Below are 25,146 nucleotides of genomic sequence, written 5' to 3'. Positions count from 1 at the left end.
TTCCGGGGGCGGTGGGGCGTCTCACTCGCAGGAACCCATCCCTGGAGGTCATCGTGGCATCGCAAGCTTCTCCGAAGGATCCGGCACCGCGCGGTCCCCATGTCGTCGTGAGTCTGCCGACGCGGGACCTGAAGCGGGCCTTTCGTTTCTACCGAGAGGGACTCGACTTCCGCCTCGTCGTCGAGACGGCGGACGGCACGATGCCCGAGCCCGTCCACTTCACGCTCAACGCGGGCGTCAGCCTGATGCTCATCCCCACCGGAGGCTTCGGCTGGGTGGCGGGGGGCAACAAGGTCGCGGAGCAGGGCGTTTCGGAGTGCATCCTGAGCCTGTCCCTGGAGACGGAGGCGCAGATCGAGGCGCTCATCGCCAAGGCGCGGGAGGCTGGCGCCGAAGTCGCCGCCGAGCCGAGCCAGAAGCCCTGGGGCTACTCCGCGACGTTCAAGGACCCGGACGGCCACGTGTGGATGCTGGAGAAGGGGCCCTGAAAAGAAAAACCCCGGTGTCACCGTGAAGGTGACGCCGGGGTAGTGGCCAGGGTCAGACTTGAACTGACTACCTGCGGATTATGAGACCGCCGCTCTAACCAGGTGAGCTACCTGGCCGTAAGTGGGATGCAACCTACGGCTTTTACTGCGGAACTTCTACTGCCTTCCTACCTGCTCGCCCGGTGTCCGTGCAACAGCTTTGGTAACGGGGCGGGTACTTCGCGCTTCGGGGCGGCTCTATACCACATGGCTCGTGGCGGGCAATGGGGACGATACAGAGAGGAGGCGGGGCCATCACCTGGGCACCCCATGCCTTGCCACGGCCCCGGGTGTTCGCCTCCCATCCCCGTGCCTGGAGGGCGCTCCCTGGATAGGCGTCAGCTCGCGGTGCACCCGCGTCGCCCGCGGTCCAACAGTCACCTTGGAATGCCAGGGTTCCGTTTCGCCCCGGACTCAGGCGTGTGTTCCGGCGGACGGCCGCCAGCCCCAGCAGCCTGGAGGAGAAGTTCGAGATGCGTGACGCTGTCTCGAAATGGCGGAGGTGGCGGAGCGAGCCCGTGAGCCACTCTCGCTTGCGAGGAATACCTCCGCAGGCGAGCTGCGCATCTCCCCGCCTACCGGAACGGAGGTTCGGGCTGTTTCGCGAACCACTGCTTCGCGTTCAGCAGGTGCAGGTCCTGTCGGCCGGGTTTGAATTCGATTCCGCCGGTGAGGGCGCCCAGGGTCGCCAGGAGCGCGCCTTGTAGCTCTCCGCCTGCGAGGTCCAGGTGTCCTCGCAGGGAGAAGCCCTCTCCTTCTGCCTGCAGTTCGCGCAGTTGGAGCCCTCCCTCGTCAATCTGCACCCGGCCCGTCACCGTGACGTCCCGGATGTTGAGCAGGGACGTCAGGAAGCGCGGCAGATTCTTCGCGGACGTGAGCAGCGCGGCGACAGGCTGTGTGTCCGTGAGCTTGCTGGCGAAGCGCGCCGACAGCACTGTCGGCGACAGGGACAGTCGGGCCTGGGGCAGGGTGAAGACGCCGCTCCAAGCGCGAATGGGCACGGGGCCATTCGTGGACACGTTCGTCAGCCGGAGCGTCGTCCCCGTCAGTGTCAGGGACTTCGTGTCCCACGACATGTTCCGGGCGTCCACGTCCGCCTCGGCACGCAACAGAACCTTGACGCTTCCCATGCGTCCGGAGACGAGGTCGGAGTCCACGCTCAGCCGCAGCGAGTCCTGAGCCTTCGCGGACTTCGACCGCTCCCGGCTCTGCACCGTCATGAACCCGGAGTCGATTTCCATCGTCCGCGCCAGCCAGGGATTGAGCATCCTCAAGTCCAGCGGCCGGCTCCTGGCCACGCGGAGGTCCGGCTCCAGCTCCCAGTCCGACTGCTCCGCGCTGCGACGCGCGAGGACGGTGATGGTGATTTCAGGGACCTCTGCACCCGTGCCCTCGGGACCGGACACTCGCACGGGCGCAAAGGTGAGCGTTGCGGTCCCTTTCCGCGTGTCCGGGCTCTCCGACGTCAGCGAGGCCTTGAGGGCCCAGGGCGCACGCGCTCGGATGGGACCGGCCCGCACGTTCAACTCCTGGCCCTGGACGTCAATGCGGCTGTCATCGGCCAGCCCGCCGTCCTTGAGGTGGAGGTCCAGGTCCACCTTGCCTTCGCCCCCTTTCACGGAGACGGCGTTGTTCGACCCCAGGTGCTCGTTCAGCCAGTCCAGTGGGAGCAGCTCCATCTGGCTCGTCACCTGTGCGCTGAGCGCCCGTGAGAGGTCCCAGCCCTGGTCTTCCGTGAAGGGGACCTCGAGCTGTGCCTTGGCCTCCAGGCGCTCCAGCCGGGTGACAGGTTTCCGGTCGAACTCCATGGCACCGGAGACCACGCGAATCGAAGGCGTCTCGACGTGGATGCGCTCCCGGCCCTTGATGTCCAGCGAGCCTTGCACGTCCAGGTTCCCCACGAAGCGGACCCGGCCGAAGTCCAACTCGCGAACCTCGTGGACCGTTACGTCGGCCAGTTGGATGACCCACGGGCGGTAGTCCGGGCCCGGTGGCGGTTCCTTCTCGATGCCGAATGAAGGTTCAATCCGGAACCGCGCGCCATGCCCGTCGATGCGCTGCACGTCCACGCGTTTGCGCAGCAGGGCGGTCAGCGACACGTTGGCCTCCAACGCGTCCATGTTCACCTGCCACCACTGGTTTTGATTCTGCTGGGTCAGCGTGAAGTCGCGGAGGTGGAGCTGTCCGAAAGGCCAGAGCCACCACGCGCGCTTCCATGCGAGCTCAGTCCGGCTGGTGGACTGGCGCATGATGGCTTGAACGGCGCCTACGTTGAGCGCCACGTTGATGGAGACTTCCAGCACCACGAGTGCGCCCAGGGTCCACGCGACGGCGCGCGGCCACCGTTTCTTGCGAGGGGCTGTGTCCTGGACCGCTGGCGGCGGGATGAGCGTCATGTCGCGGGTACCCGGTGGGATGTCCAGGGGGGAGCGGCGCGGGCCGTTCCCGGAAGGCGCGGGTGCTGTTTCCCGCCTCCCTCCGGATGCCTCAGCCGCCGCGCGCATACAAGGTGCGAGCAGGCCCGCGAGTCCGATTCGCTGCTGGAGTGTCCGCGGGTGAGCCGATACCAGAGGTCCAGGTTCGGGACTGGGAAGTACGGGGGATTGATGGAAGGCTCGAAGCATGGGCTTGGCGCCGCGGCAGCACCTCGACCGCGCTTCACGAAAGGTTCCTCGCCGTGCATCTGCTGTACGCCTTCGGGCTCTTCGTTCTCACCGCGGTGGCCGAGGTGGTGGGCTGCTATCTGCCCTACCTCTGGCTCCGTCAGGGGAAGTCGCCCCTGCTCCTCGTGCCCGCGGCGGGGAGCCTCGCGGCCTTCGCGTGGCTTTTGACGCTGCACCCGACAGGCGCGGCCCGCACCTATGCGGCTTACGGCGGGGTGTACATCGCCGTGGCGCTCGTCTGGCTGTGGCTCGTGGAAGGGGAGCGGCCCACGACGTGGGACCTCGTGGGCGCGCTCGTCGCCATCCTGGGAATGGCCATCATCGTGCTCGGCCCTCGCAGGTAGCGAGGGACTGCTTCATCAATCCGCACAGGACAGACTACGCGGCCCAGCGCTGGAGGCTGCCCTCCACGTACTTCGTTCGGCAGGCGCGCCGCTGGACCTTGCCGCTGGACGTCTTGAGGACCTCGCCCTGTTGGAGCAGGACGACCTCATGGACGTCCACGGAGTGTGCTGCGGCCACGGCCTGCCGGATGGTCTTCTGGAGCGCGCTCCCGTTCAGGGCCTGGGCGCCATCACCCTGTTCAGAGGGCACGAAGCGGGCGCTGACCTCCACTAGCACCACCAGCCGCTCGCCCTCGGGATGGTCGACGGAGAACGCCACCGAGCAGCCAGGACGGAGCGCCGGGTGCTGGCTCTCGGCCGTCAGCTCGAGGTCCTGCGGGTAGTGGTTCCGGCCGTCGACGATGATGAGGTCCTTGATGCGGCCGGTGACATACAGCTCGCCGTCAATCATGAAGCCCAAATCGCCGGTACGCAGGAAGGGACCTTCCTCGCTGCCCTGGATGCGCGCCTGGAAGGTCTCCGCGTTCATCTCCTCGCGTCCCCAGTAGCCGTGAGTGACGTGGGGGCCGGCCGTCCAGATTTCGCCCACCTCGCCCGGTGCGCACGCCACCAGCGTCTCCGGATTCACGATGCGGATGAGGCTGTCACCCCAGCTCCGCCCGGAGCTGACGAGCGTCCGCGCGGACGGGCCCGGCGGTGCAGCCACGGCGCGGTTCTGCTCGAGCGCTGCCGAATCCACGGTGAGGTGGCGTGGCAGCTCGGAGGTGATGCCTCCCGACACGAAGAGCGTCGCCTCCGCGAGGCCATAGCAGGGATAGAAGGCCTCCCGGCGGAAGCCGGTGGGCGCGAAGGTGTCCGCGAACTCCGCCAGCGTCTCCGCCCGCACGGGCTCCGCGCCATTGAAGGCGACGCGCCACGAACTCAGGTCCAACGAAGCGAGCTGCTCCGGCTTCACCTTTCGCGTGCAGAGCGCGTAGGCGAAGTTGGGCCCGCCGCTCGTCGTCGCACGGTACTTCGTGATGGTGTTCAGCCAGCGGATGGGGCGCTGCAGGAAGGACCACGGGGACATCACGATGGAGTGCGCGCCCAGGTACATCGGCTGGAGCACCGCGCCGATGAGCCCCATGTCATGGTACAGCGGCAGCCAGCCGCATATCGTCGGCGGGTCGTCGTGGCTGAATCCCTGCCGGATCATCTCCTCGTTCGACATCAGGTTCCGGTGCAGCACCATCACGCCCTTGGGTGTCGACGTGGAGCCTGACGTGTACTGGAGGAAGGCCAGCGTGTCGCCGGTGATGGCGGGGCGCTTCCAGCCATCCTCCAGCCCTTCCTCCAGCGCATCCGTGGCAATCCAGCGGATGTCCTTCAGCACGGGGTAGGCCTCGGCCAGCGCGTTCACGCTCTCCAGGATTTCGCGCGTGGTGAGCGCGAAGCGCGGCTTCGCATCCAGGAGGATGGAGAGGATGCGCGTGACGGCCTGGAGCTGCGCGGGAGGATAGGCTGGCACCGCGGCCACGCCCGCGTACAGGCTGCCGAAGAACGCCGCGATGTAGTCGAGCCCCGGTGGATACAGCAGCAGCGCTCGCTCGCCAGCGCCCTTGTGCTCCTGCAGCGCCGCGGCAATGGCGCGGGCCTGGCGATCCAACTCGCCATAGGTCCAGGTGGTCTCCTGGCCTTCACCATCCTGGAGGAACGTATATGCGCGGGCCTCGGTCTGGTTCGAGGCGCGCCAGCGCAGCAGGTCGGTCAGGGTCTGCACGGAACGGCTGGGACTCGGCATGGCGGGTCTCCTTGGGAAGTCGTGGGAAGAGGGGAGGGTTCAGGGGCTCGCCGCGGGTTCGGCGGAAGGCGCGTCCTGTAGGGGCGCCTCCAGCTCACGCAGCGGGCGGTAGAGCGTGGACAGCAGCGTCATGAGGACCGCCAGCACGCCCGAGATGAGGAACATCAAGGCGATGCCTCGGCCCGGGCCCTCGCCGACGAACGCACCCAGCAGGGGGACGAGCTTTCCTCCCGAGGCCATGGCGGGTTCGAAAACGTGGTCCGCCAGCGGCCCGGCGATCGTGTACGCCAGCGGCAACATGGCCCCGGTGATGGTGCTGGTGAAAGCGAAGACACGGCCGCGCAGCGCCAGGGGCACGATGCGCTGGAGGAGCGTCTGGCTGGAACCGTTGATGATGGGGAGGCCGAAGAAGAACGCGAAGGCGACACCGGCCAGCACGGGAACGGAGGTGGCCAGCCCGACGCAGATGAGCGCGAGTCCACAGGTGAGCTGGAACCCGAGCAAGCCATTCACCAGTCGCTTGGGGCCGCCCCAGGCGCTGATGACCAGGCTGCCCGCCAACATGCCCACGCCACCCGCGGTGGTGAGCGCGCCCAGGGTGCGCACGTCCGCGAAGGACAGGACCAGCGGGGTGACGAGGACCTCGACCGTGCCGGTCAGGAAGTTGCTGGCCGCGAGGAAGCCAATGAGCGCCAGGAGTCCTGGGGTGGCGCGCAGGTAGGCACCGCCAGCCCGAATCGCATCGAGCAGCGGCACCCGATCCTCACCGGACGACGACACGAGGTGCTCCCGGGGGATTCGTGCCAGGAGCAGGGGCAGCGCGCCGAGCACGAGCGTCGTCGCATCGATGAGCAGGATGCCCTTGAGTTCGATGAGCTCCATCAGGGTGGCGCTCAACATGGGTGCCACCAGTTGAGAGAACGCGAGCCCGACCTGCACCAATCCGTTGGCCCGACCCAGATGCTGCGGCGGCACCACCGTGGAGACGAGCACGGAGAAGGCCGGCTGTTGGAACGCGCTGGCCGTCGACACCACGGCGGTCGTGACGTAGGCGTGCCAGGGTTGGAGCAAGCCATTGAACAGCAACAGCGCCAGCACGAGGCTCGACAAGCCGGCAGCCGCGTCGCTGAGCACCAGCACCCAGCGGCGGTTCCAGCGGTCCACGAGCGCTCCGGCCACCGGCCCGAGCAGGATGGCGGGCAGCGTCGCGGAGAGCATGACCAGCGCGTACTGCGTCACGTCGCCCGTCGTCTTGTACGTCCAGACGCCGAGCGCGAAGCTCGTCAGCCCCGAGCCCAGCAGTGACAGGACCTGTCCCAGCCAGATGACGACGGCGGACTTCATGGGGAAGGACGGCGCCGCCGTCATCGAATGGCTCCGGCCCGGACGAGGCCCTGGCGCACGTGCTCCGCCAGCACCTGGACGTGCGGCGCGGCCAGCATCGTCATGTGGTCTCCCGGCACCGTCACGGGCGTGACAGCCGTGGAGGCGTGGCGGCCCCAGCCCCAGCTCGGGTCGTCCGCGAAGGACTCGGGGACGATGCCGTCTTCCTCGTGCCGCTCCTGGGCCCGGAAGAGGGCGACGGGAATGGGGAGCGTGTTCCGGGGGACGTAGTCAATCGCGTACGCGGCCTTGTAGACGTCGATGAACCCTTGGACCTGTTGGCTGTCCGCGCCGTCGGGGAGGAGTCCCGCCTGGACCAACCCGCGGGTCAGGTACTCTCGGCGCGCTTCGGCAGACAGCGGCCGGAGCGCCTCGGAGGAGATGCCCAGGTCCACGCCGTAGAGACGGCCCGCCGTGCTCGCGACGGAGGCCATCCAGTCCGCGTCGTCGAACGGGGGCGCCTCGCTCGGCGAGGCTTCGTTCACCGGGACGGTGGTGTTGAGGATGCCCAGGAAGGCAATCGACTCGCCCTGCTTCCGGAGCTGCTGCGCCATCTCGAAGGCGACCCAGCTACCGAAGGAGTGGCCCAGCAGGTGGTATGGCCCCTGCGGTTGCACCTGCTTGAGCGCTTCGATGTAGCACGCGGCCATCTCCTCTACGGAGCGGTGCGGCTCCGCCCGTCCATCCAGCCCGCGCGCCTGGAAGGCATGCACCGGCAGGGTGGGGCCCAGGGCCTGGGCCAGCTCGCGAAGGTAGACGGCGTTTCCACCGGCGCCCGGGACGCAGAACAGGGCGGCGCGGCCTGCTCCCGGCTGGAGCGTCACCAGCGGCGACCATGGCGCGGGCGAAGCCTCTTCGTGAATCGCCTTGGCGAGCTGCTCCAGCGCCGGGTTCTGGAAGAGGACCGACAGCGGAAGGGCGCGGCCGAACTGCTCACGGATTCGCACCATCAGCCGGACGGCCAGAAGTGAATGGCCGCCCTGGTCGAAGAAGTTGTCGTGCACGCCGATGGGGCGCACCGCCAGCAGCTCCTCCCAGATGGCCGCGAGCCGGGTCTCCACCTCGTCGCGCGGAGCGACGAAGCCGTCCTGCGCGTCGCGGCGGACGCTCTCGGGCGCGGGCAGGGCCTTGCGGTCCACCTTGCCGTTGGGGGTGAGTGGGAAGGCGGCCAGGATGACGAAGGCCGCGGGCACCATGTACGGCGGCAGGTGCCTCTTGAGGTGCTGCCGCAAGTCATCGGCCGTGGCCACGTCTGGCGCCGTGAGCGTGAGGTAGGCGACGAGCTGCTTGTTGCCGGCGTCCTCGTGGACGAGCAGCTCCACGGCCTGGACCGCGGAGTGCTCCAGCAGCTTCGCCTTGATTTCATCCAGCTCGATGCGGTGGCCGCGAATCTTCACCTGCGTGTCGTTGCGGCCGATGAAGGCGAGGGTGCCGTCCTCCGTATAGCGGGCCAGGTCGCCCGTGCGGTACAGGCGGGCGCCCGGTGTGGCGCTGAAGGGATCGGGCACGAAGCGCTCGGCGGTCAGGTTCGCCTGGCCCCAGTAGCCACGCGCGAGCCCGTCACCGCCCACGAAGAGTTCTCCCGAGATGCCGATGGGCACCGGCTGCATCGCGCTGTCCAGCAGGTACATCTGCGTGTTGGCGAAGGGCTGGCCAATGGGGACGATCTGCTCGCTGGGCGTGGGCTCGGGCTGTTCGAAGTACGTGCTGTCGATGGTGGCTTCGCTCAGGCCGTAGGAGCTCACCAGCCGCGTGTCCGGTCCGCACAGGCCGCGGAGCTGGTGGTACTCGCGCATGTCCCAGGTGTCCGAGCCGACGATGAGCAGGCGCATGAAGTCCAGCCGCAGGTCGTGCTCCTGGAGGTACCCCATCAGCAGTCGGACCACGGCGGGGACGAACTCGCCGCTGTCCACCTGCTCGCGCTGCATCAAGCCGTAGAGCTTCTCGGGCTCGAGCAGCCATTCGCGCGGGCAAAGCACCAGCGTCTTCCCTGAGCCGAGCGCCCGGGCGAGGTCGCCGGAGAACACGTCGAAGGAGAAGCTCGCCATCTGGAGGTGGGCGCGCGACTCGGGCAGCCGGTAGTCCCGCTCCCAGGCGAGGTAGGCGTTGGCGAAGCTCCGGTGCGAAATCATCACGCCCTTGGGGCGGCCCGTGGAGCCTGACGTGTAGACCACGTAGGCGAGGTGCTCCGGGCTCGCGCCGCCCTCGGGCGTCGTCGTGGGCATCGCGGCGATGGCGTCCGCTTCCGTGTCGATGGCCACCACGGGTGGCAGTGGCGCGGACAGGAGGGACGCGAGTCCCTGCCGGGTGACGAGCACCGCGGGTCGGCTGTCCGCGAGCATCAGCGCCGTGCGCTCAGGCGGATACGACGGATCCAGCGGCACGTAGGCGCCGCCCGCCTTGAGGACGGCGAGCACCGCGACCACCATGTCCACGGAGCGGTCCAGGAAGACGCCGGTGATTCGCTCGGGCCCCACGCCCACGGAGCGCAGGTGGTGCGCCAGTTGGTTGGCCTTCGCGCTCAGTTGTGCGTAGGTGAGCCGGCGTTCGGGGTCGGTGACGGCGATGGCGTCGGGTGTGCGCGCTGCGTGCGCCTCGATGAGGTGATGGATGCACGTGCCCGGCGGCACGTCCAGCCGGGCCTGGTTCCAGTCACGCAGGATGCGCTGACGCTCATTCGCCGGAAGCACCGGCAGCTCGATGAGCCGCTGTGCCGGGTTCGCGGCGATGCCCGCGAGCAGCGTCTGGAAGTGGGCGACCATCCGCTCGACTGTGGAGGCGTCGAAGAGGTCCCGGTTGTACTCCCAGATGCCTTGCAGGCCACCGGCCTCCTCGGAGAACCACAGCGTCAGGTCGAACTGCGCGAAGGCTTCACCCGAGACGCTGAAGGACTCCATGCGCAGCCCGCCCAGCTCGGCTGGGGGCGTGGGCGTGTTCTGGAGCACCAGCATCACCTGGAAGAAGGGGGAGTGGCTGGTGTCGCGCGACGGCGCCAGCTCCTCCAGCAGCTTCTCGAAGGGGATGTCCTGGTGCCCGTAAGCCCCCAGCGTCACGTCCACCACGCGCCGCAGCAGCTCCCGGAAGGTGGGATTGCCTTCGAGCCCCGTGCGCATGACGAGCGTGTTGAGGAAGAAGCCGATGAGCGGCTCCACCTCCGTCCGGTTCCGGTTCGCGATGTACGTGCCGACGCTGATGCGCGGCTCGCGCGTGTAGCGGTGGAGCAGCGTCTGGAGCGCCGCCAGCAGCACCATGTAGAGCGACGCCTTCTCCTGAGTCCCCAGCGCCTTCAGCTGCTGGGCCACGGCAGGGGCGACCTGGAAGCTCCGTTTGCCACCCGCGTAGGTGCGCACGCGCGGGCGTGGCCTGTCGGTGGGCAGCTTGAGCGCACTGTCGCTTCCTTCGAGCTGCTGGCGCCAGTAGTCGAGCTGTGACGCCAGCACGTCGCCCTGCATCCATTGCTGCTGCCACGCCGCGAAGTCCGCGTACTGGAGCGGGAGCTCCGGCAGCGGTGACGGCTTGTCCTGGGAGAAGGCGGCATAAAGCGCCGTCAGCTCCTGGACGAAGATGCCGGTGGACCAGCCGTCCGACACGATGTGGTGCACGACGAGCAGGAGGACGTGGTCCTCGTCGCCCATGCGCACCAGCCTCGCGTGGAGCAGCGGCCCCGCCGCGAGGTCGAAGGACGTCCCCGCGAGCTGAAGCGCCAGCTCCTCGCACAGGGACTCGCGCTGGGTGTCTGGCAGGTAGCTCAGGTCCAGCACGCCCAGCGACAGCGTCAGCTCCGGGAGGATGCGCTGGTGGGGTTCGCCGTCCTTCGCGACGAAGGTCGTGCGCAGCACCTCGTGGCGCCGGATGACCTCGTTCAGCGCACGCTCCAGGGAGGGGACGTGGAGCGGCCCGGTGAGGCGCACGAACTCCGGGATGTTGTAGGCGGGCGTCCCGGGCTCGAACTGGTCCAGGAACCAGAGCCGGCGCTGCGGGAAGGAGAGCGGCAGCGGCTGCTCCCGTGAGACGCGCGGGATGCCGGGCGTGCGTGCCTCTTCCTTCGGCGCGGCGACCACGTTCTGCTGTCGCAGCTTCTTGAGCACCGCCTCGCGCTTCTCCGGAGAGAGGCCCGCGAGCTTCTTGAGCAGGTCACTCATTCGTCCCCTCCAGGAGCTTCTCCAGGTCCGCGTCCGAAAGGTCGCCGACTTCCTCCATGGCGGAGGCCAGCGCGGCTTCGTCCACGCCTTCCAACTGCGCGAGCACCACCTGCTCCGCCATCCCCGCGATGGTGGGGTGCTCGAAGAGGGCGCGCAGCGGCAGCGTCACCTGGAACATCGCGTTGGCGCGCGAGATGATCTGCGTGGCCAGCAGCGAGTGCCCGCCCACGTCGAAGAAGTCGTCCGTGACGCCCAGCGACGTCTGGCCCAGCACGTCCTTCCAGAGCGCTAGCAGGCTCGCCTCCGTCTCCGAGCGCGGTTCGACGAGCCGCTGCTCGCCCGTGCGCTGCGTTGTGTCCGGCGCCGGGAAGGCCTTGCGGTCCACCTTGCCGTTCGGACTCAGAGGGATGGACTCCAGGCGCACGAAGACGGCCGGCACCATGTAGTCGGGCAGTCTCTCTCTCAGGTGGTCGCGGAGCACCGCTGTGTCGCGGATGTCCGAGCCCACCACGTAGGCGACGAGCCGACGGGGTGTCCCCGGGTCCTCGCGCAGCAGCACCACCGCGCCCTGGACTGCCGGGTGCTTGCCGAGCGCGGACTCGATTTCGCCTAGCTCGACGCGGAAGCCGCGCAGCTTCACCTGCGTGTCCGCCCGGCCGAGGAACTCCAGGTCGCCTCCCAGCAGGTACCGCGCCCGGTCTCCCGTTCGGTAGAGCCGCGCACCAGGCTCGGTGGCGAACGGGTCGGGGACGAAGCGCTCCGCGGTCAGGTCGGGGCGGTGGCAGTAGCCGCGCGCCACGCCCTCGCCGCCGATGAAGAGCTCGCCCGCGATGCCGGCGGGCACTGGCTGCTGGTGCGCGTCCAGCACGTAGAGGCGGTTGTTGGCGAAGGGCCGGCCAATGGGGACCAGCTGCGTGTCGCCGGGGCCCAGGTCGCCGCTTTCGAACCACGTGCTGTCGATGGTCGCCTCGCTGACGCCATACGAGTTGATGAGCCGCGTGTCGTCGCCGATGACGGCCTGGAGCCGGTGGTACTCGTTCACGTACCAGGCGTCGGAGCCGGCCACGAGCACGCGCATGGCGTCCAGCGTCTGCCCCGTCTCCTCCAGGTGCTGGAGCAGCCCGCGCAGCACGGCGGGGACGAACTCGGCGCAGTCCACGGCCTGCTCCTTCATCAGCGCGAGCAAGCGGGGCGGTTCGAGCAGCCACTCACGCGGGCAGAGCACCAGCTTTCCGCCCGAGCACAGCGCTCGGGACAGGTCTCCCGCGAACACGTCGAAGGAGAAGCTGGCCATCTGCAGGTGGCTGCGGCAGTGCTCCCGCAGCCCGTAGCTCCGCTCCCAGCCGAGGTACGCGTTGGTCCAGCTCCGGTGGGAGATCATCACGCCCTTGGGCGTGCCCGTGGAGCCGGAGGTGAAGACGACGTACGCCAGACCGTCCAGCGTGCTGAGCCGCGTGGGGGCCTGGGTGGGCAGCGCGGCGCGGGCTGGTGCCTCCGTGTCCAGCAGGTAGAGCGACACCTCCGGGTTGACGAAGGTCTCCACCAGGGACTGCTGGGTGAGCAGCAGGGAGAGCCGGGCCTCGGAGGCCATGCGCGCCAGTCGCTCGGCCGGGTAGGTGGGATCGAGCGGGACGTAGGCGCCGCCCGCCTTGAGGATGCCCAGCAGCGCCACCAGCAGCTCCGGCGTCCGCTCCAGGCACACGCCCACCAGCACCTCGGGGCCAATGCCCCGGGAGCGCAGGTGGTGCGCGAGCTGGTTCGCCTTCGCGTCGAGCTGCCCGTACGTGAGCGAGCCCGCCTCCGGCGCGACCACGGCGACCGCGTCCGGCGTCCGCTGGGCCTGTGCCTCGAAGAGTTCGTGGAGGCACGCGCCCAGTCCAGGCACGTGCGTGTCGTTCCAGTCGAACAGCACCTCGCGACGGTCCTCCTGCGTGAGCAGCGACAGCTCCCACAGGTGCTTGTCCTCCGCGTCGAGGATGCCCACCAGGACCGTCTGGAGCTGCTCCAGCAGCCGCTCCATGGCCTCGACGCCGAGGCGCGGAGACTCGAAGTCCAGGTTCAGCATCAGCTGCTTGTCCGCATGTGCGGAGAGCGTCAGCGGATAGTTGGTGCGCTCCTGGGCGGTGACGTCGCGCACCTCCAGCGCGCCCGCGCCCTGCCGCACCGAATCCTCCACGGGGTAGTTCTCGAAGACGACGAGGCTCTCGAAGAGCGGGGTGCCACGCGGCACGGGGCTCCAGCCCTGGACCTTCACCAGCGGCGCGTACTCGAACGGAGCCCGCTCCACCTGCCACGCCTGGAGCGCCTTCAGCCAGTCCACCACCTTGCTCTGGGCCGGCAGCGACACGCGGGCCGGCAGCGTGTTGATGAACAGGCCCACCATCTGCTCCACGCCCGGCAGCTCCGGCGGTCGGCCCGCGACGGTGACGCCGAAGACGACGTCGTCCTGGCCCGCGTGACGTCCGAGCACCAGGGCCCAGGCCGCCTGGACCAGCGTGCTGAGCGTCACCTGGTGCCGCCGCGAGAAGGCGCGGAGCTGCTCCGTCACCTCGGCGGACACGTGGACCTTGCGCTCGCCCATGACCTGCGCCGCAGTGCGCGCCTGACCTCCCGTTTCACCGGGGAGAGGCGTGGGCTCGCCGAAGCCTCGCAGTGCCTGCTTCCACCATGCCTCCGCCTGCGAAGTCTCCCGGCTCTGGAGCCAGGCGATGTAGTCGCGGAACACCGGCGGCTGCTCCAGCCGCACTGGCTGCTGACGGAGCTGCGCGTCGTAGATGGCCAGCATCTCGTTGAGGACGCGGCCCACGCTCCATCCATCGAGGAGCAAGTGGTGGAAGCTCCACACCACGCGCCACGTCCGAACGCCCAGGCGCAGGACGCCCACGCGCATCAGCGGCGCCTGCTTCAAGTTGAAGCCGCGTGCCCGGTCCGCGTCCATCCAGGCCGACAGCCGGGTCTGCTGCTCTGGCTCGGACAGGTGGCTCCAGTCCTGCTCCTCCCACGGGAGCACAGCCTCGCGGTTCACGAGCTGGAGCGGCGCTTCCAGTTCCTCACCCACGAAGCTGGTGCGGAGGATGGGGTAGCGCGCCATGACCTGCTGCCAGGCCTCGCGCAGCGCCTCGCGGTGGAGGTCCGCGTCGAGCGTCCACGCCGCGCGCTCGAAGTACATCCCCGAGTCCGGGTCGAGCATGGCGTGGAAGAGCATGCCCTGCTGCATGGGAGACAGCGGGTAGAGGTCCTCCATCTCCGGGTGTGACTGCATCAGGCCGTTCAGCGTGGCCTGCGTCACCTTCGCCAGCGGGAAGTCCACGGGGGAGAACCGCGCCGCGTCCTCGCTGCGCCGCTGCTCCACCAGGGCCCGGAGCGCGTGGACGTAGCCCTGCGCCAGTGCGCCCACGGTGGTGCGCTGGTGCAGCGACTCGCTGTAGGTGAAGGACACCTCCAGCTTGCCGCTCAGGACGTGTGCATTCACCTCCAGCACCTGCCGTCGCTGGCCGAGCGCCCCCTGCTGCGCGCCGAAGGGCTCGTCCGCGGGCGCCAGCAGCGACGAGGTGGGCAGGGCCGAGTCGAGCTGCCCCAGGTAGTTGAAGGCCACCGGCGCTTCCGGCTGAGCACGGAGCCGGGTGCCTCGCTCGTCCTGGCGCAGGTAACGCACCAGTCCGTAGCCCAGGCCCTTGCGTGGCACCTGCCGCAGGGAATCACGCACGGCGCGGAGTTCGTCACCCACGCTGCCGTCTCGGGGCAGCTCCAGCGTCACCGGGTAGGCACTGGTGAACCAGCCCACGGTGCGGCTCAGGTCCACGCCGTCGAACAGGTCCTCGCGGCCGTGGCCTTCCAGTTGGACGCGCAGCCGGCGCTGTCCCGTCCAGGTGGAGAGCGCCTGCGCGAGCGCCGTCAGCAGCACCTCGTCGATGCGGGCACGCCAGGCCGTCGGCACCTCCTGAAGCAGGAGCCGGGTCTCCTCGGCCTCCAATGTCACCGTCAACGTGCGCGCGGACGCCAAGGTGTTGTCGCCGTCCGGGCTGTCCACGGGGAGCGGTGCCGTGTCTTCACCCTGGCTCAGCCAGTAGTCGGCCTCGTGCTCCAGCTCCGTGCTGGCCGCGAAGGACTCCAAGCGGCGAGCCCAGGCCTGGAAGGACGTCGTCTTCGGAGGCAGCGCCACCGGCTGCCCCTGGCTGAGCTGTTGGCACGCCGTCTCCAGGTCCATGAGCAGCACGCGCCAGGACACGGCATCCACCGCGAGATGGTGGATGCCGAGCAGCAACCGGTCACCCCGCTGTGGACCGAGGTGGAATCGCACGGCCGCCACCAGCGGAGCCTCCTCCAGCCGGAAGCCCGCCTGGGCACGCAGGCCTTCTTCCTCCAATGCGGCGCGCTGCGCGGCCTCGTCCAATCCGGACAGGTCCACTTCCCGCAGCGTCACGGTGTTGTCGAGCCCCAGGCTCTCCTGACGCCAGCCGTCGGTGGTCCGTTCGAAGCGCAGGCGGAGCGCGTCATGGTGCGCGACCAGGGCCCGCAGCGCGTCCTGGAGAACGGACGCGGCGACGGGCTGACGCAGTCCCAGCAGCAGCGACTGGTTGTAGTGGTGGAGGTGCGGGAGCTTCCACTCGAAGAACCAGTGCTGGATGGGCGTGAGTGGGACGGGGCCCGTCACCGGTCCCTGCTCGCTCTCCACGACCTGGGCCTGACCCACGTGCGGGGCCAAGGCGGCGATGGTCTGGTACTGGAAGAACTGACGGGGGCTGATGTGAAGCCCGGCCTCCAGCGCCCGCGCGATGACCTGGATGCTGATGATGGAGTCGCCACCCAGTTCGAAGAAGTTGTCGTGGATGCTGACGCGCTCCCGAGACAGCACCGTCGCCCAGATGTCCGCCAGCGTCTGCTCCACTGGGTTGCGGGGCGCGACGTGGACGTGCTCGCGCTTCACCTGCTCCTGCGCCAGCGAGGGCAGGGCCTTGCGGTCCACCTTGCCGCTGGGCGTCAGCGGCATGGCCTTCAGCAGGATGAAGGCGGACGGCACCATGTACTCGGGCAGGCGTGACTCCAGGGCCCGGCGCAGGGCGTCCTGTTCGGGCGGCTGCTCCACATCGTCAGCGACGACGTAGGCCACCAGTTGCTTGCGGCCCGGTGTCTCCTCCCGCACCAGCACCGCGGCGTCCTGCACCTCCGGGTGCTCTGCCAGCGCCGCTTCGATTTCGCCCAGCTCGATGCGGAAGCCCCGCAGCTTCACCTGGTGGTCCAGGCGGCCCAGGAACTCCAGTCGCCCTTCGACCAGCCAGCGCACCCGGTCTCCCGTCCGGTACAGCCGTCCTCCGGGCTCCACCGCGAACGGGTCCGGCACGAAGCGCTCGGCGCTCAGGTCCGGCCGGCCCAGGTATCCGCGAGCGACGCCCGCGCCGCCGATGAACAGCTCACCCGGTACGCCCACGGGCACCGGCTGCATCTGGCCATCCAGCACGTAGAGCCGGACGTTGGCCCACGCACGGCCGATGCCCAGCCGGTCGGGGTCCACGGCCTCGTCCACCGATGCGCAGATGGTCGCCTCGGTGGGGCCGTACGCGTTGATGAAGCGGCGGGACTTCAGCCACCGGCGCGCCAGCTCCGGCGAGCAGGCCTCGCCCGCGGAGACGACGGACTCCAGCTTCGGCAACGTCTCCGGCTCCAGCTGCGCCAGCACCGACGGCGTCAGCGTGACGCCTGTTATTTCCTGCGTGGCGAGCAGGCCCTGGAGCGGCGTGCCGGGCATGATGGCGTCCCGAGGAGCGAGGCAGAGCTGCGCGCCCGCGAGCAGCGTGGAGAACACCTCGCACACCGACGCGTCGAAGCCGAAGGCGGCGAACTGAAGCACGCGGCTCTTCTCGTGGACGCGGTGGGCTTGGATGGCGGTCAGCGCCGTGTTGCACAGGCCCCGGTGTGTCAGCAGCGTGCCCTTGGGGCGACCCGTCGAGCCCGACGTGAAGATGATGTACGCGAGGTTGTCCTCGGACATCTCCACCGTGAGCGGCGTCTGCGGTTGGCTGGCGATGAGCGGCCAGTCCGTATCCAGGCAGACCAGCAGCCCGAGCGCGGGAAGCTCATCCGCCAGGTGCTCCTGCGTGACGAGCACCGGGATGGCCGCGTCGCGCATCATCAGCGTCAGCCGCTCCACCGGATACGACGGGTCCAGTGGCAGCCACGCGCCGCCGGCCTTGAGGATGCCCAGGATGCCCACCACCAGCTCCAGCGAGCGGTCCACGCACAGGCCCACGCGGACCTCGGGGCCCACGCCGGACGCCTTCAGGTGCCAGGCGAGCTGGTTCGCCCGCGCGTCCAGCTCGCGGTAGGTGAGCTGCTGTCCCTCGAAGGACACAGCCACCGCGTCGGGCGTCCGCGCCGCCTGTTGCTCGAAGACGTGATGCGCGCAGAGGCCCGGGCTTCGGGGCGTGGCGGTGTCGTTCCACGCCAGCAGCGACTCCTGCCGCTCCGCCTGGGACAGCAGTGGGAGGCGGGAGACCCGCTCGTCTGGCACGGCCAGGGCGCCCAGGAGCAGCTCACGCAGGTTGCCCATCATCCGGTCGATGGTGGCCGCGTCGAACAGGTCGGTGCTGTACTCGCACAGACACTCCAGGCCCTGCGCGGTCTCCGTGGCCACCCACGTCATGTCGAACTTGGCGGCGCCGGTGGTGCTGGTCTCCTCGCGCAGCGTCAGCCCATCCAGGTGGAGGTCGGAGGAGGGGGCGTTCTGGAGGATGAGCTTCACCTGGAACAGCGGCGAGTAACTGAGGTCGCGCTCCGGGTTGATCGCCTTCACCAGTTCCTCGAAGGGGAGGTCCTGGTGGGCGTAGGCATCGAGCGCCACCCGCCGCGTCTGCGCCAGCAGGGCCCGGAAGCTGGGGTCCCCGCTCAGGTCGCCGCGCATGACGAGCTGGTTGACGAAGAAGCCGATGAGTCCTTCGGTGCCGGAGCGGTTGCGGTTGGCGATGTCCGTGCCGACGACGATGTCCGTCTCGCCGGTGTACCGGTGCATCAGCGCCTGGAAGGCCGCCATCACCGCCATGAACGGGGTGACGCTCTCCTTCCGGCAGAGCGCCTGCAACGCCTTGGCCGCGTCCACGGGCAGCAGCACGCCCTGGTGCGTGGCGCCGCGGAAGCTCTGCACGGGCGGCCGTGGACGGTCGGTGGGGAGGTCCAGGTTGGGCGGAGCCCCGGCGAGCCGCTGCTTCCAGTAGTCGAGCTGCCGTTCCAGCACGGGGCCCGACAGCCACTCCCGCTGCCACCGCGCGTAGTCCGCATACTGGACCGGCAGGGCGGCCAGCGGCGGCGGCTGGCCCGCGGACAGGGCGCCGTAGAGCTCGGCGACCTCGCGGACCAGCACGGACAGCGACCAGCCGTCAGCGATGATGTGGTGCAGGGTCAACAGCAGCAGGTGTTCCTGGTCATCCAACTGGATGAGCCCCATCCGGCAGAGCGGGCCACGAGTCAGGTCGAAGGGACGGCGGGCCTCTTCGTCGGACAGGCGGCGTGCTTCGACTTCACGGCGCTCCAGGGGGAGGCCGCGCAGGTCGGCGGTCTCCACCTTCGGTGCCGCGGGCGGGTGGATGACCTGGACGGGCGCCTGGCCATTCATCCGGAACGTCGTGCGCAGCGACTCGTGGCGGCGGATGAGCGCCTCCAGGCAGCGCTGCACGGTGTCCGGATCCAACGCCCCCGTCAGCCGGATGACGGCGGGCATGTTGTAGAAGGGGCTGTCCGGCTCCATCTGGTACAGGAACCAGAGCCGCTGCTGTGCAAAGGACAGGGGCAGCTCGCCATCGCGGGAGGAGGGCTGGAGCGGCGGGGGCGGTGCTTCACCGGCCTGTTGGGCCTGGAGCACCTGGACGCGCTCCGACAGCGTGGCGATGGTGGGCGCTTCGAAGAGCGCGGCGATGGGCAACTCCACGCCGAAGGCCTCGCGAATCCGCGACACCACGCGCGTGGCCAGGAGCGAGTGGCCGCCCAGGTCGAAGAAGTGGTCGTGGATGCCAGCATGGTTCGTGCGCAGCACGTCCGACCAGATGCTGGCCATCAACTCCTCGGTGCCGCTTCGCGGCGCCGCGCGGGACTCGGAGGAGAGCAAGCCGTCGGGGACGGGCAGGGCCTTGCGGTCCACCTTTCCATTGGCCGTGAGCGGCAGGGACTCCAGCGTGACCAGGGCGGCGGGCACCATGTGTTCGGGGAGCCGCTGCTGAAGGAAGGCGCGCACGCCGGCCGTATCCGCTGCCGTGTCCGTGTGCGGGATGACGTAGGCGGCCAGCCGCTGGTCCCCAGGGACGTCTTCGCGCACGATGACCACCGCGTCCCGCACGGACGCGTGCTGGCGGAGGGTGGCTTCGATTTCGCCTAGCTCGATGCGATAGCCGCGCAGCTTCACCTGTCCATCACGGCGTCCGAGGAACTCCAGCGTGCCGTCCGGCAGGAAGCGGGCCTGGTCCCCCGTGCGGTAGAGGCGCTGTCCCGGACTCTGACCGAACGGGTCCGGCACGAAGCGCTCGGCCGTGAGGGCGGGGCGGCCCAGGTAGCCGCGCGCCACGCCGGTGCCTCCGATGTAGAGCTCGCCCGAGACACCCACGGGCACTGGCTGCATGCGCGCGTCCAGCACGTAGAGCGCCGTGTTGGCGATGGGCCGGCCGATGGGGACGATGCCGTCGGGCAACTCACCCGCGCTGACGTCATGGGTGGAGCAGCCGACCACCGTCTCCGTGGGGCCGTACTCGTTGATGATTCGGACCTGGGGCGCGTGCTTCCGCCAGAAGGCCACGGTGGAGGGCGGCAAGGCCTCGCCACCCACGACGAAGGTGCCAGTCAGCGTCGACAGCGCCTCCGGCGTCATGAGCCCGGACAGCACCTGGAGGTGAGCCGGCGTGAGCTTGACCAGGTCATGCCCTCGCGGCTGCTGGAGCGCGAGCGCGAGCGCTTCCACCTCCCGCCCCGACGGCACCAGGTGAACGGCTCCCCCCGCGAGCAGCGGCGTGAGGAGACTGGTGATGGTGGCGTCGAACGCGATGGACGTGTGGACCAGCGAGCCCTGGCCCGGCTTCACCGCGTAGGCGTTCTGGGCCCATGTCAGGTAGTTGAGCAGCCCTCGCTGCGTGAGCAGCGTGCCCTTGGGCAGACCCGTGGAGCCCGAGGTGTAGATGACGTACGCCAGTGAGTCCCCAGAGGCGGTCGAAGCTGGTGCCTCCGTCGGCAACGTCGCCAGCCGGACGGCTTCCTGCTCCACCAGGAGCCGAGGAACGCTGGCGCCCGTGAACGTGGCCTCTTGCGTCTTCGTGGTGAGCAGCACCACGGCGCGCGAATCGGACAGCATGTAGGCCAGGCGCTCGGCGGGGTAGCTCGGGTCCAGCGGCAGGTAGGCCGCGCCGGCCTTGAGCGTTGCCAGCAGGCTGGTGACCAACTCGACGGAGCGGTCCAGGCCGAGCGCCACCACGCGCTCCGGGCTCGCGCCCAACGACAGCAGATGATGCGCGAGCTGGTTGGCGCGCGTGTCCAGCTCCCGGTACGTCAGCGTCCGTTCGCCATCGACCACGGCGAGCGCATCCGGCGTGGCGGCCGCGTGAGCCTCGAAGCGGGAGAGGAACGTGGGCTCCATGGGAAGCGCGGCGGCGGTGTCGTTCCACTCCACCAGCATCCGGCGCTGCACGTCGGCGGGCAGCGGGCTGGAGGTGTGGTGAGGGGCCTCGGCTTCGAAGGCCAGCGCGTGGAGGACGCGCGCGAAGCACGCGCCAATCTGCTCCACCTGGGCGTGGTCCAGCTCGACGGCGTTGTAGTCCAGCTCCAGCGTGAGCTCCTGCGTGTGGGGCTCGGTCTGGAAGTGGACGGCGAGGGTGACGTTGGTGCCCTCGGAGCGGATGGTGCTCAGCGCCTCCAGCTCCGCGAGCGTGCCCGCGATGTCGTGGAGGACGTGGAAGTGCATGTAGTTGAACATGACTTCGTAGAGCGTCTCGCGGCCCCACTGCCGCTGAATCTCCGCCATGGGGTAGCGGCGGTACGGGTAGAGCGCGCGCTCCGCGTCGAAGGCGGCGCGGACCAGTGACAGCCAACTGCCCGGGGCCAGCTTCAGGCGGAAGGGCACCGTGTTGAGGAAGATGCCGCGCAGCTTCGAGCCATCGCCTTCCTCGGGGCGGCTGTTGACGCCCGTGCCGGTGATGACGTCCTCCTGGCCACTCAGCACGCTCATCACCTTGAGGTGCGACGCGAGCAGGATGCTCTTGAAGGGCACGCCCGCGGTCCGCGTCAGGGCATTCAGGCCCTCACTCACTTCGGGGGAGATGGGCACCTTCACCGTGGCGATGCGCGGCTCCCCCTCCGCCAGTGGACGGCGCCAGCGCGGCACGCGCATGACCTGTCCGTCCTCCAGCAGCTCGCGCCAGTAGCGTTGGTGGTCCTCGGACGCGAGGGCCTGCCGCTCCATGGCCACGAAGTCGCGGTAGGTGATGCTCAGCGGCTCGAAGCGCGGCGGCTCCTGGTGGTTCACCAGCGCGTAGTAGTGGTTGAACATCTCCACCAGCGTGGAGTGGAGGCTCCATCCGTCGATGATGGCGTGGCACTCCGTGAGCGTGAACTGGAAGTCCCGGTCACCACGGATGTGGATGAAGAAGCGCAGCAGCGGCGGGCGCGCGAGGTCGAAGTGTTGCTGCTTCTCGTCCTCCAACAGCTTGCGGACATCGGCGTCCTGCGCCTCGGTGGACAGGTGGCGGACGTCGGTGACCTCGACGGAGAGCTGGGCCTCGCGGTGCACCAGCTGCAACGGCTCGCTGTACGACGTCATGTCGAACGCCGTGCGCAGCACGGGCTGTCGAGCCGTCACCACCTGCACGGCTTCCACGAAGCGCGCGGCATCGAACGGTGCCTTCAGGCGCAGATGGAAGCTGTCGGTGTTGTGGTAGATGTTCGAGGTGGGCGCCAGCTCCATGTGGAAGAGCATTCCGGCCTGGATGCGGGCCAGTGGGTAGGCGTCCTCCACGCTTTCGGGCACCTTCGCCCGGTCCTCGGCGGAGATGAGGCTGAAGGGCTCGGTGCGCGGGAAGACCTCACGCGCGGGCTCCGCCTTCCCAGCGGCCTCCGCCAGCTCCGCCACCGTCTGGTGCTGGAAGAGCTGCTGCAACGAGAAGCGGATGTCCTGCTTCTGCGCAAGCGTGAGCACCTGGATGCTCAGGATGGAGTCGCCTCCCAGCGCGAAGAAGTTGTCATGGATGCCCACGCGCGGGACCTCCAGCACCTGCGCCCAGATGGCGCAGAGGGCTTCCTCCGCCTTTGTCCGGGGCGCGACGTACGGGTCGGCCAGGTCCGCGCGGGCGCCCTCGGGCTCCGGCAGGGCCTTGCGGTCCACCTTGCCGTTCGCCGTGAGTGGGAAGCGCTCCAGCATCACGAAGGCGCTGGGGACCATGTAGTCCGGCAGCTTGCCGAGCAGATGCTGGCGCAGCTCGTTGACGCTGGGCGGCGGCTGTTCGGACGACGCGACGTAGGCCACCAGGGACTTGTTCCCGGGCGAGCTCTCACGCACGAGCACCAGCGCCTCACGCACCGCCGGGTGCAGGCTGAGCACCTTCTGGATTTCGCCCAGCTCGATGCGGAAGCCGCGAATCTTCACCTGGTGGTCGATGCGGCCCAGGTACTCGAGCTGACCGTCCGCGGTGAAGCGCGCCAGGTCGCCCGTGCGGTAGAGCCGGGCACCGGGCTCGCGGCTGAACGGGTGGGGGACGAAGCGCTCCGCCGTGAGCTGCGGCCGGCCCAGGTAGCCACGCGCGAGGCCCGCGCCGCCGACGAAGATTTCACCCGCCACGCCAATGGGCGCCGGCTCCAGCCGCGCGTCCAGCACGTAGAGCTGGAGGTCGGGAATCGCGACGCCAATGGGGCTCTGCTGCGTGCGCTCCGCCTCGACGGCTTCCATGGGACGGTAGGTGACATGCACCGTCGTCTCGGTGATGCCGTACATGTTGATGAGCCGCGGCTGGGTGTCCCCGTGCTTGCGGAACCAGGGCACCAGCGTGGCTGGCTCCAGGGCTTCGCCGCCGAAGACGACGTAGCGCAGCGACAGGGGCGGCGCCTCCGCGCCCAGGCGCTCCTCGGCCTGGATGAGCTGACGGAAGGCCGCGGGCGTCTGGTTCAGCACCGTGACGCGCTCATCGCTCAGCAAGCGGAAGAAGGCATCCGGCGAGCGCGAGACGAGGTAGGGCACCACCACCACCCGGCCGCCGTAGAGCAGGGCGCCCCAGAGCTCCCAGACGGAGAAGTCGAACGCGTATGAGTGGAACAGTGTCCACGCGTCGTTCTCGTTGAAGTGGAACCAGTGCTCCGTCGCCTCGAACAGGCGCATCACGTTGCCGTGCGGAAGCAGGGAACCCTTGGGCAGGCCGGTGGAGCCCGAGGTGTAGATGACGTACGCAAGCTGCTCCCGCGTCGTCGCGAGTCCGGGCGAGTGGGGGGGCTGCCGCGCCAGTTCCTCGGCGGCTTCATCCAGGATGAGCAGCGCCGCGCCCTCGGTGGGCAGGCGGTCGATGAGGGGCCGCTGCGTCACCACCAGCGACATCTGGCTGTCCGCCACCATGAAGGCCAGACGGTCCGCGGGATAGGTCGGGTCGAGCGGCACGTAGGCGGCTCCCGCCTTCAGGATGCCGAGGATGCCCACCACCGTGGCCAGGGAGCGCTCCACGCAGAGGCCCACCAATCCCTCGGGCTGGACGCCACGCGCGATCAGCGCATGGGCCAGTTGGTTGGCCCGTCGGTCCAGCTCCGCGTAGGTGAGTCGCTCTCCATCGGCGACCACGGCGATGGCGTCGGGGCGCTGGCGCACCTGGGCCTCGAAGCGGCCGTGCAGGGTGTCCGTGCCCGGGAATGACTTCAGCGTGGGCCAGACATCGAGGAGCTGGTGCCGCTCGGGCGACGTGAGCAACGGCAGCGCGTCCAGGCGCAGCTCCGCGTTGGACGCGACGCCCGCGAGCAGCGTCTGGAAGTGCCCCGCGAAGCGCTCCATGGTCGCGCGGTCGAAGAGGTCACTGTTGTACTCGACGAAGCCGCGCAGGCCGTCCGGGGTCTCCTGGAGGTCCAGCGTCACGTCGAACTTCGACGTCCCCGGTTGCAGGTCCAATTGCTGGATGGTGACGCCGGGCAGGGCCAGCGCCTGGCCCGCCATGCCCTGGAAGTTGAACGCGGCCTGGAACAGCGGCGTGTAGGCCAGGTTGCGGGCGGGTTGCACTGCCTCCACCAGCTTCTCGAACGGGATGTCCTGGTGCGCATAGGCGCCCAGCGTCGCCTCCCGCACGCGCTGGAGCAGCTCGCGGAAGGACGGGTTGCCGGACAGGTCCGCGCGCAGCACCAGCGTGTTGACGAAGAAGCCGATGAGGCTCTCCGTCTGGACCCGACTGCGGCTGTTCTGCGGCGCGCCGACCAGGATGTCCGTCTGGTGCGTGTAGCGCGACAGCAAGGCCTGGAACGCGGCCAGCACCGTCATGAAGAGGGTGGCGTTCTCACGCTGGCCCACCTGCTGGAGCGCCTGCACCAGCGCGGTCGGCAGGTGGAGGGGCAGGGCGTCCCCGCGCTGCGTCTGGACGGCGGGGCGCGGACGGTCCGTGGGGAGCTGCAACACGGGCGCGCCCGCGAGCTGCTGCTTCCAGTACGCCACGTGCGCGTCGAGCGCGCCTTCTGTCGCCATCCACTCGCGCTGCCACTCCGCGTAGTCCGCGTATTGGATGGGCAGCTCGGGCAGCTCCGGCTCTCGCTGGGTGATGAACGCGCCGTAGAGCTGCGTCATCTCGTGGATGAGGATGCCCAGCGACGCCCCGTCCGAGATGATGTGGTGCATCGTCAGCACCAGGACGTGGTCGGTGTCCGCCAGCCGCAGCAACCGCGTGCGCAGCAGCGGGCCCTTCATCAGGTCGAAGGGTTGGCGAATCTCCTCGGTGGCGAGCCGCCGTGCTTCCGCCTCGCGCCCGTCCCGCGGCAGTGACGACAGGTCGGTGACGGCGAAGGACGCGGTGCCCTCGGGTGCCACGACCTGAACCGGCTGGCCCTCTTCCTGCGCGAAGGTGGTGCGGAGCGATTCGTGCCGTTCCACCAGGACGTCGAAGGCGCGCTGGAGTGCGGCCGTGTCGAGCGTGCCGCCGAGCCGGACCGCGCCAGCGATGTGGTAGCTCGGGTTCTCCGGCTGCATCAGATGGAGGAACCACAGCCGCTGCTGCGCGAAGGAGACGGGGAAGACGAAGGATTCAGCGGTCATGTCTGGGTGAGAACCGACTGGCGAAGATTTGAGGGCGAGGAACGGGGCAGCGGCGGAACGGTCCACGCCAGTCG

7 protein-coding genes and 1 tRNA gene are annotated in these 25,146 nt (G+C 69.2%); 2 read left to right on the top strand and 6 right to left on the bottom strand.

What is annotated here, in order from left to right; genetic code table 11:
• The first annotated feature begins 53 nt into the window (after positions 1-53).
• A complete protein-coding gene (locus BLU09_RS18300) occupies positions 54-488 on the top strand; it encodes a VOC family protein (protein WP_244171824.1) in 435 nt (144 codons plus the stop codon).
• Positions 489-531: 43 nt separating this feature from the next.
• Here the strand turns inward: BLU09_RS18300 and BLU09_RS18295 are convergent.
• Positions 532-605 (bottom strand) — tRNA-Ile (locus BLU09_RS18295).
• A gap of 497 nt (positions 606-1,102) precedes the next feature.
• On the bottom strand, positions 1,103-2,923 hold the full coding sequence (locus tag BLU09_RS18290) for an AsmA family protein (RefSeq protein ID WP_244171823.1): 1,821 nt from the start codon (positions 2,921-2,923) through the stop codon (positions 1,103-1,105).
• Positions 2,924-3,204: 281 nt separating this feature from the next.
• Between BLU09_RS18290 and BLU09_RS18285 the strand changes: the two genes are divergently transcribed.
• The gene (locus BLU09_RS18285) at positions 3,205-3,534 is read left to right on the top strand and encodes a YnfA family protein (protein WP_090490820.1); all 330 of its coding nucleotides are present in this window, start codon (positions 3,205-3,207) and stop codon (positions 3,532-3,534) included.
• Between the two features lie 34 nt (positions 3,535-3,568).
• Here the strand turns inward: BLU09_RS18285 and BLU09_RS18280 are convergent, their stop codons facing one another.
• From BLU09_RS18280 to BLU09_RS18265, 4 genes are read right to left on the bottom strand one after another with little or no spacing between them, the layout of a single operon-like run.
• A complete protein-coding gene (locus BLU09_RS18280; RefSeq protein WP_090490819.1) occupies positions 3,569-5,314 on the bottom strand; it encodes a fatty acyl-AMP ligase in 1,746 nt (581 codons plus the stop codon).
• Positions 5,315-5,353: 39 nt separating this feature from the next.
• Positions 5,354-6,682, bottom strand: a complete 1,329-nt coding sequence (locus tag BLU09_RS18275; protein ID WP_090490818.1) for an MFS transporter — start codon at positions 6,680-6,682, stop codon at positions 5,354-5,356.
• A complete protein-coding gene (locus BLU09_RS18270; RefSeq protein ID WP_090490817.1) occupies positions 6,679-10,839 on the bottom strand; it encodes a non-ribosomal peptide synthetase in 4,161 nt (1,386 codons plus the stop codon). Before BLU09_RS18270 ends, BLU09_RS18275 begins: the two co-directional genes overlap by 4 nt.
• Positions 10,832-25,072 (bottom strand): non-ribosomal peptide synthetase, encoded by a 14,241-nt coding sequence (locus BLU09_RS18265; RefSeq protein ID WP_090490816.1) that lies wholly within the window; start codon positions 25,070-25,072, stop codon positions 10,832-10,834. Before BLU09_RS18265 ends, BLU09_RS18270 begins: the two co-directional genes overlap by 8 nt.
• Between the last annotated feature and the right edge of the window lie 74 nt (positions 25,073-25,146).

The sequence above is a fragment of the Myxococcus virescens genome (assembly GCF_900101905.1).
Taxonomy (GTDB): Bacteria; Myxococcota; Myxococcia; order Myxococcales; family Myxococcaceae; genus Myxococcus; species Myxococcus virescens.
Note: the sequence above shows the minus strand (reverse complement) of the source record. Positions and strands in the feature narration are given on the sequence as shown.

Coding starts and splice junctions, on each gene's coding strand:
- BLU09_RS18290 (WP_244171823.1), bottom strand. CDS start 2,923: ATGACGCTCATCCCGCCGCCAGCGGTCCAGGACACAGCCCCTCGCAAG.
- BLU09_RS18280 (WP_090490819.1), bottom strand. CDS start 5,314: ATGCCGAGTCCCAGCCGTTCCGTGCAGACCCTGACCGACCTGCTGCGC.
- BLU09_RS18275 (WP_090490818.1), bottom strand. CDS start 6,682: ATGACGGCGGCGCCGTCCTTCCCCATGAAGTCCGCCGTCGTCATCTGG.
- BLU09_RS18270 (WP_090490817.1), bottom strand. CDS start 10,839: ATGAGTGACCTGCTCAAGAAGCTCGCGGGCCTCTCTCCGGAGAAGCGC.
- BLU09_RS18265 (WP_090490816.1), bottom strand. CDS start 25,072: ATGACCGCTGAATCCTTCGTCTTCCCCGTCTCCTTCGCGCAGCAGCGG.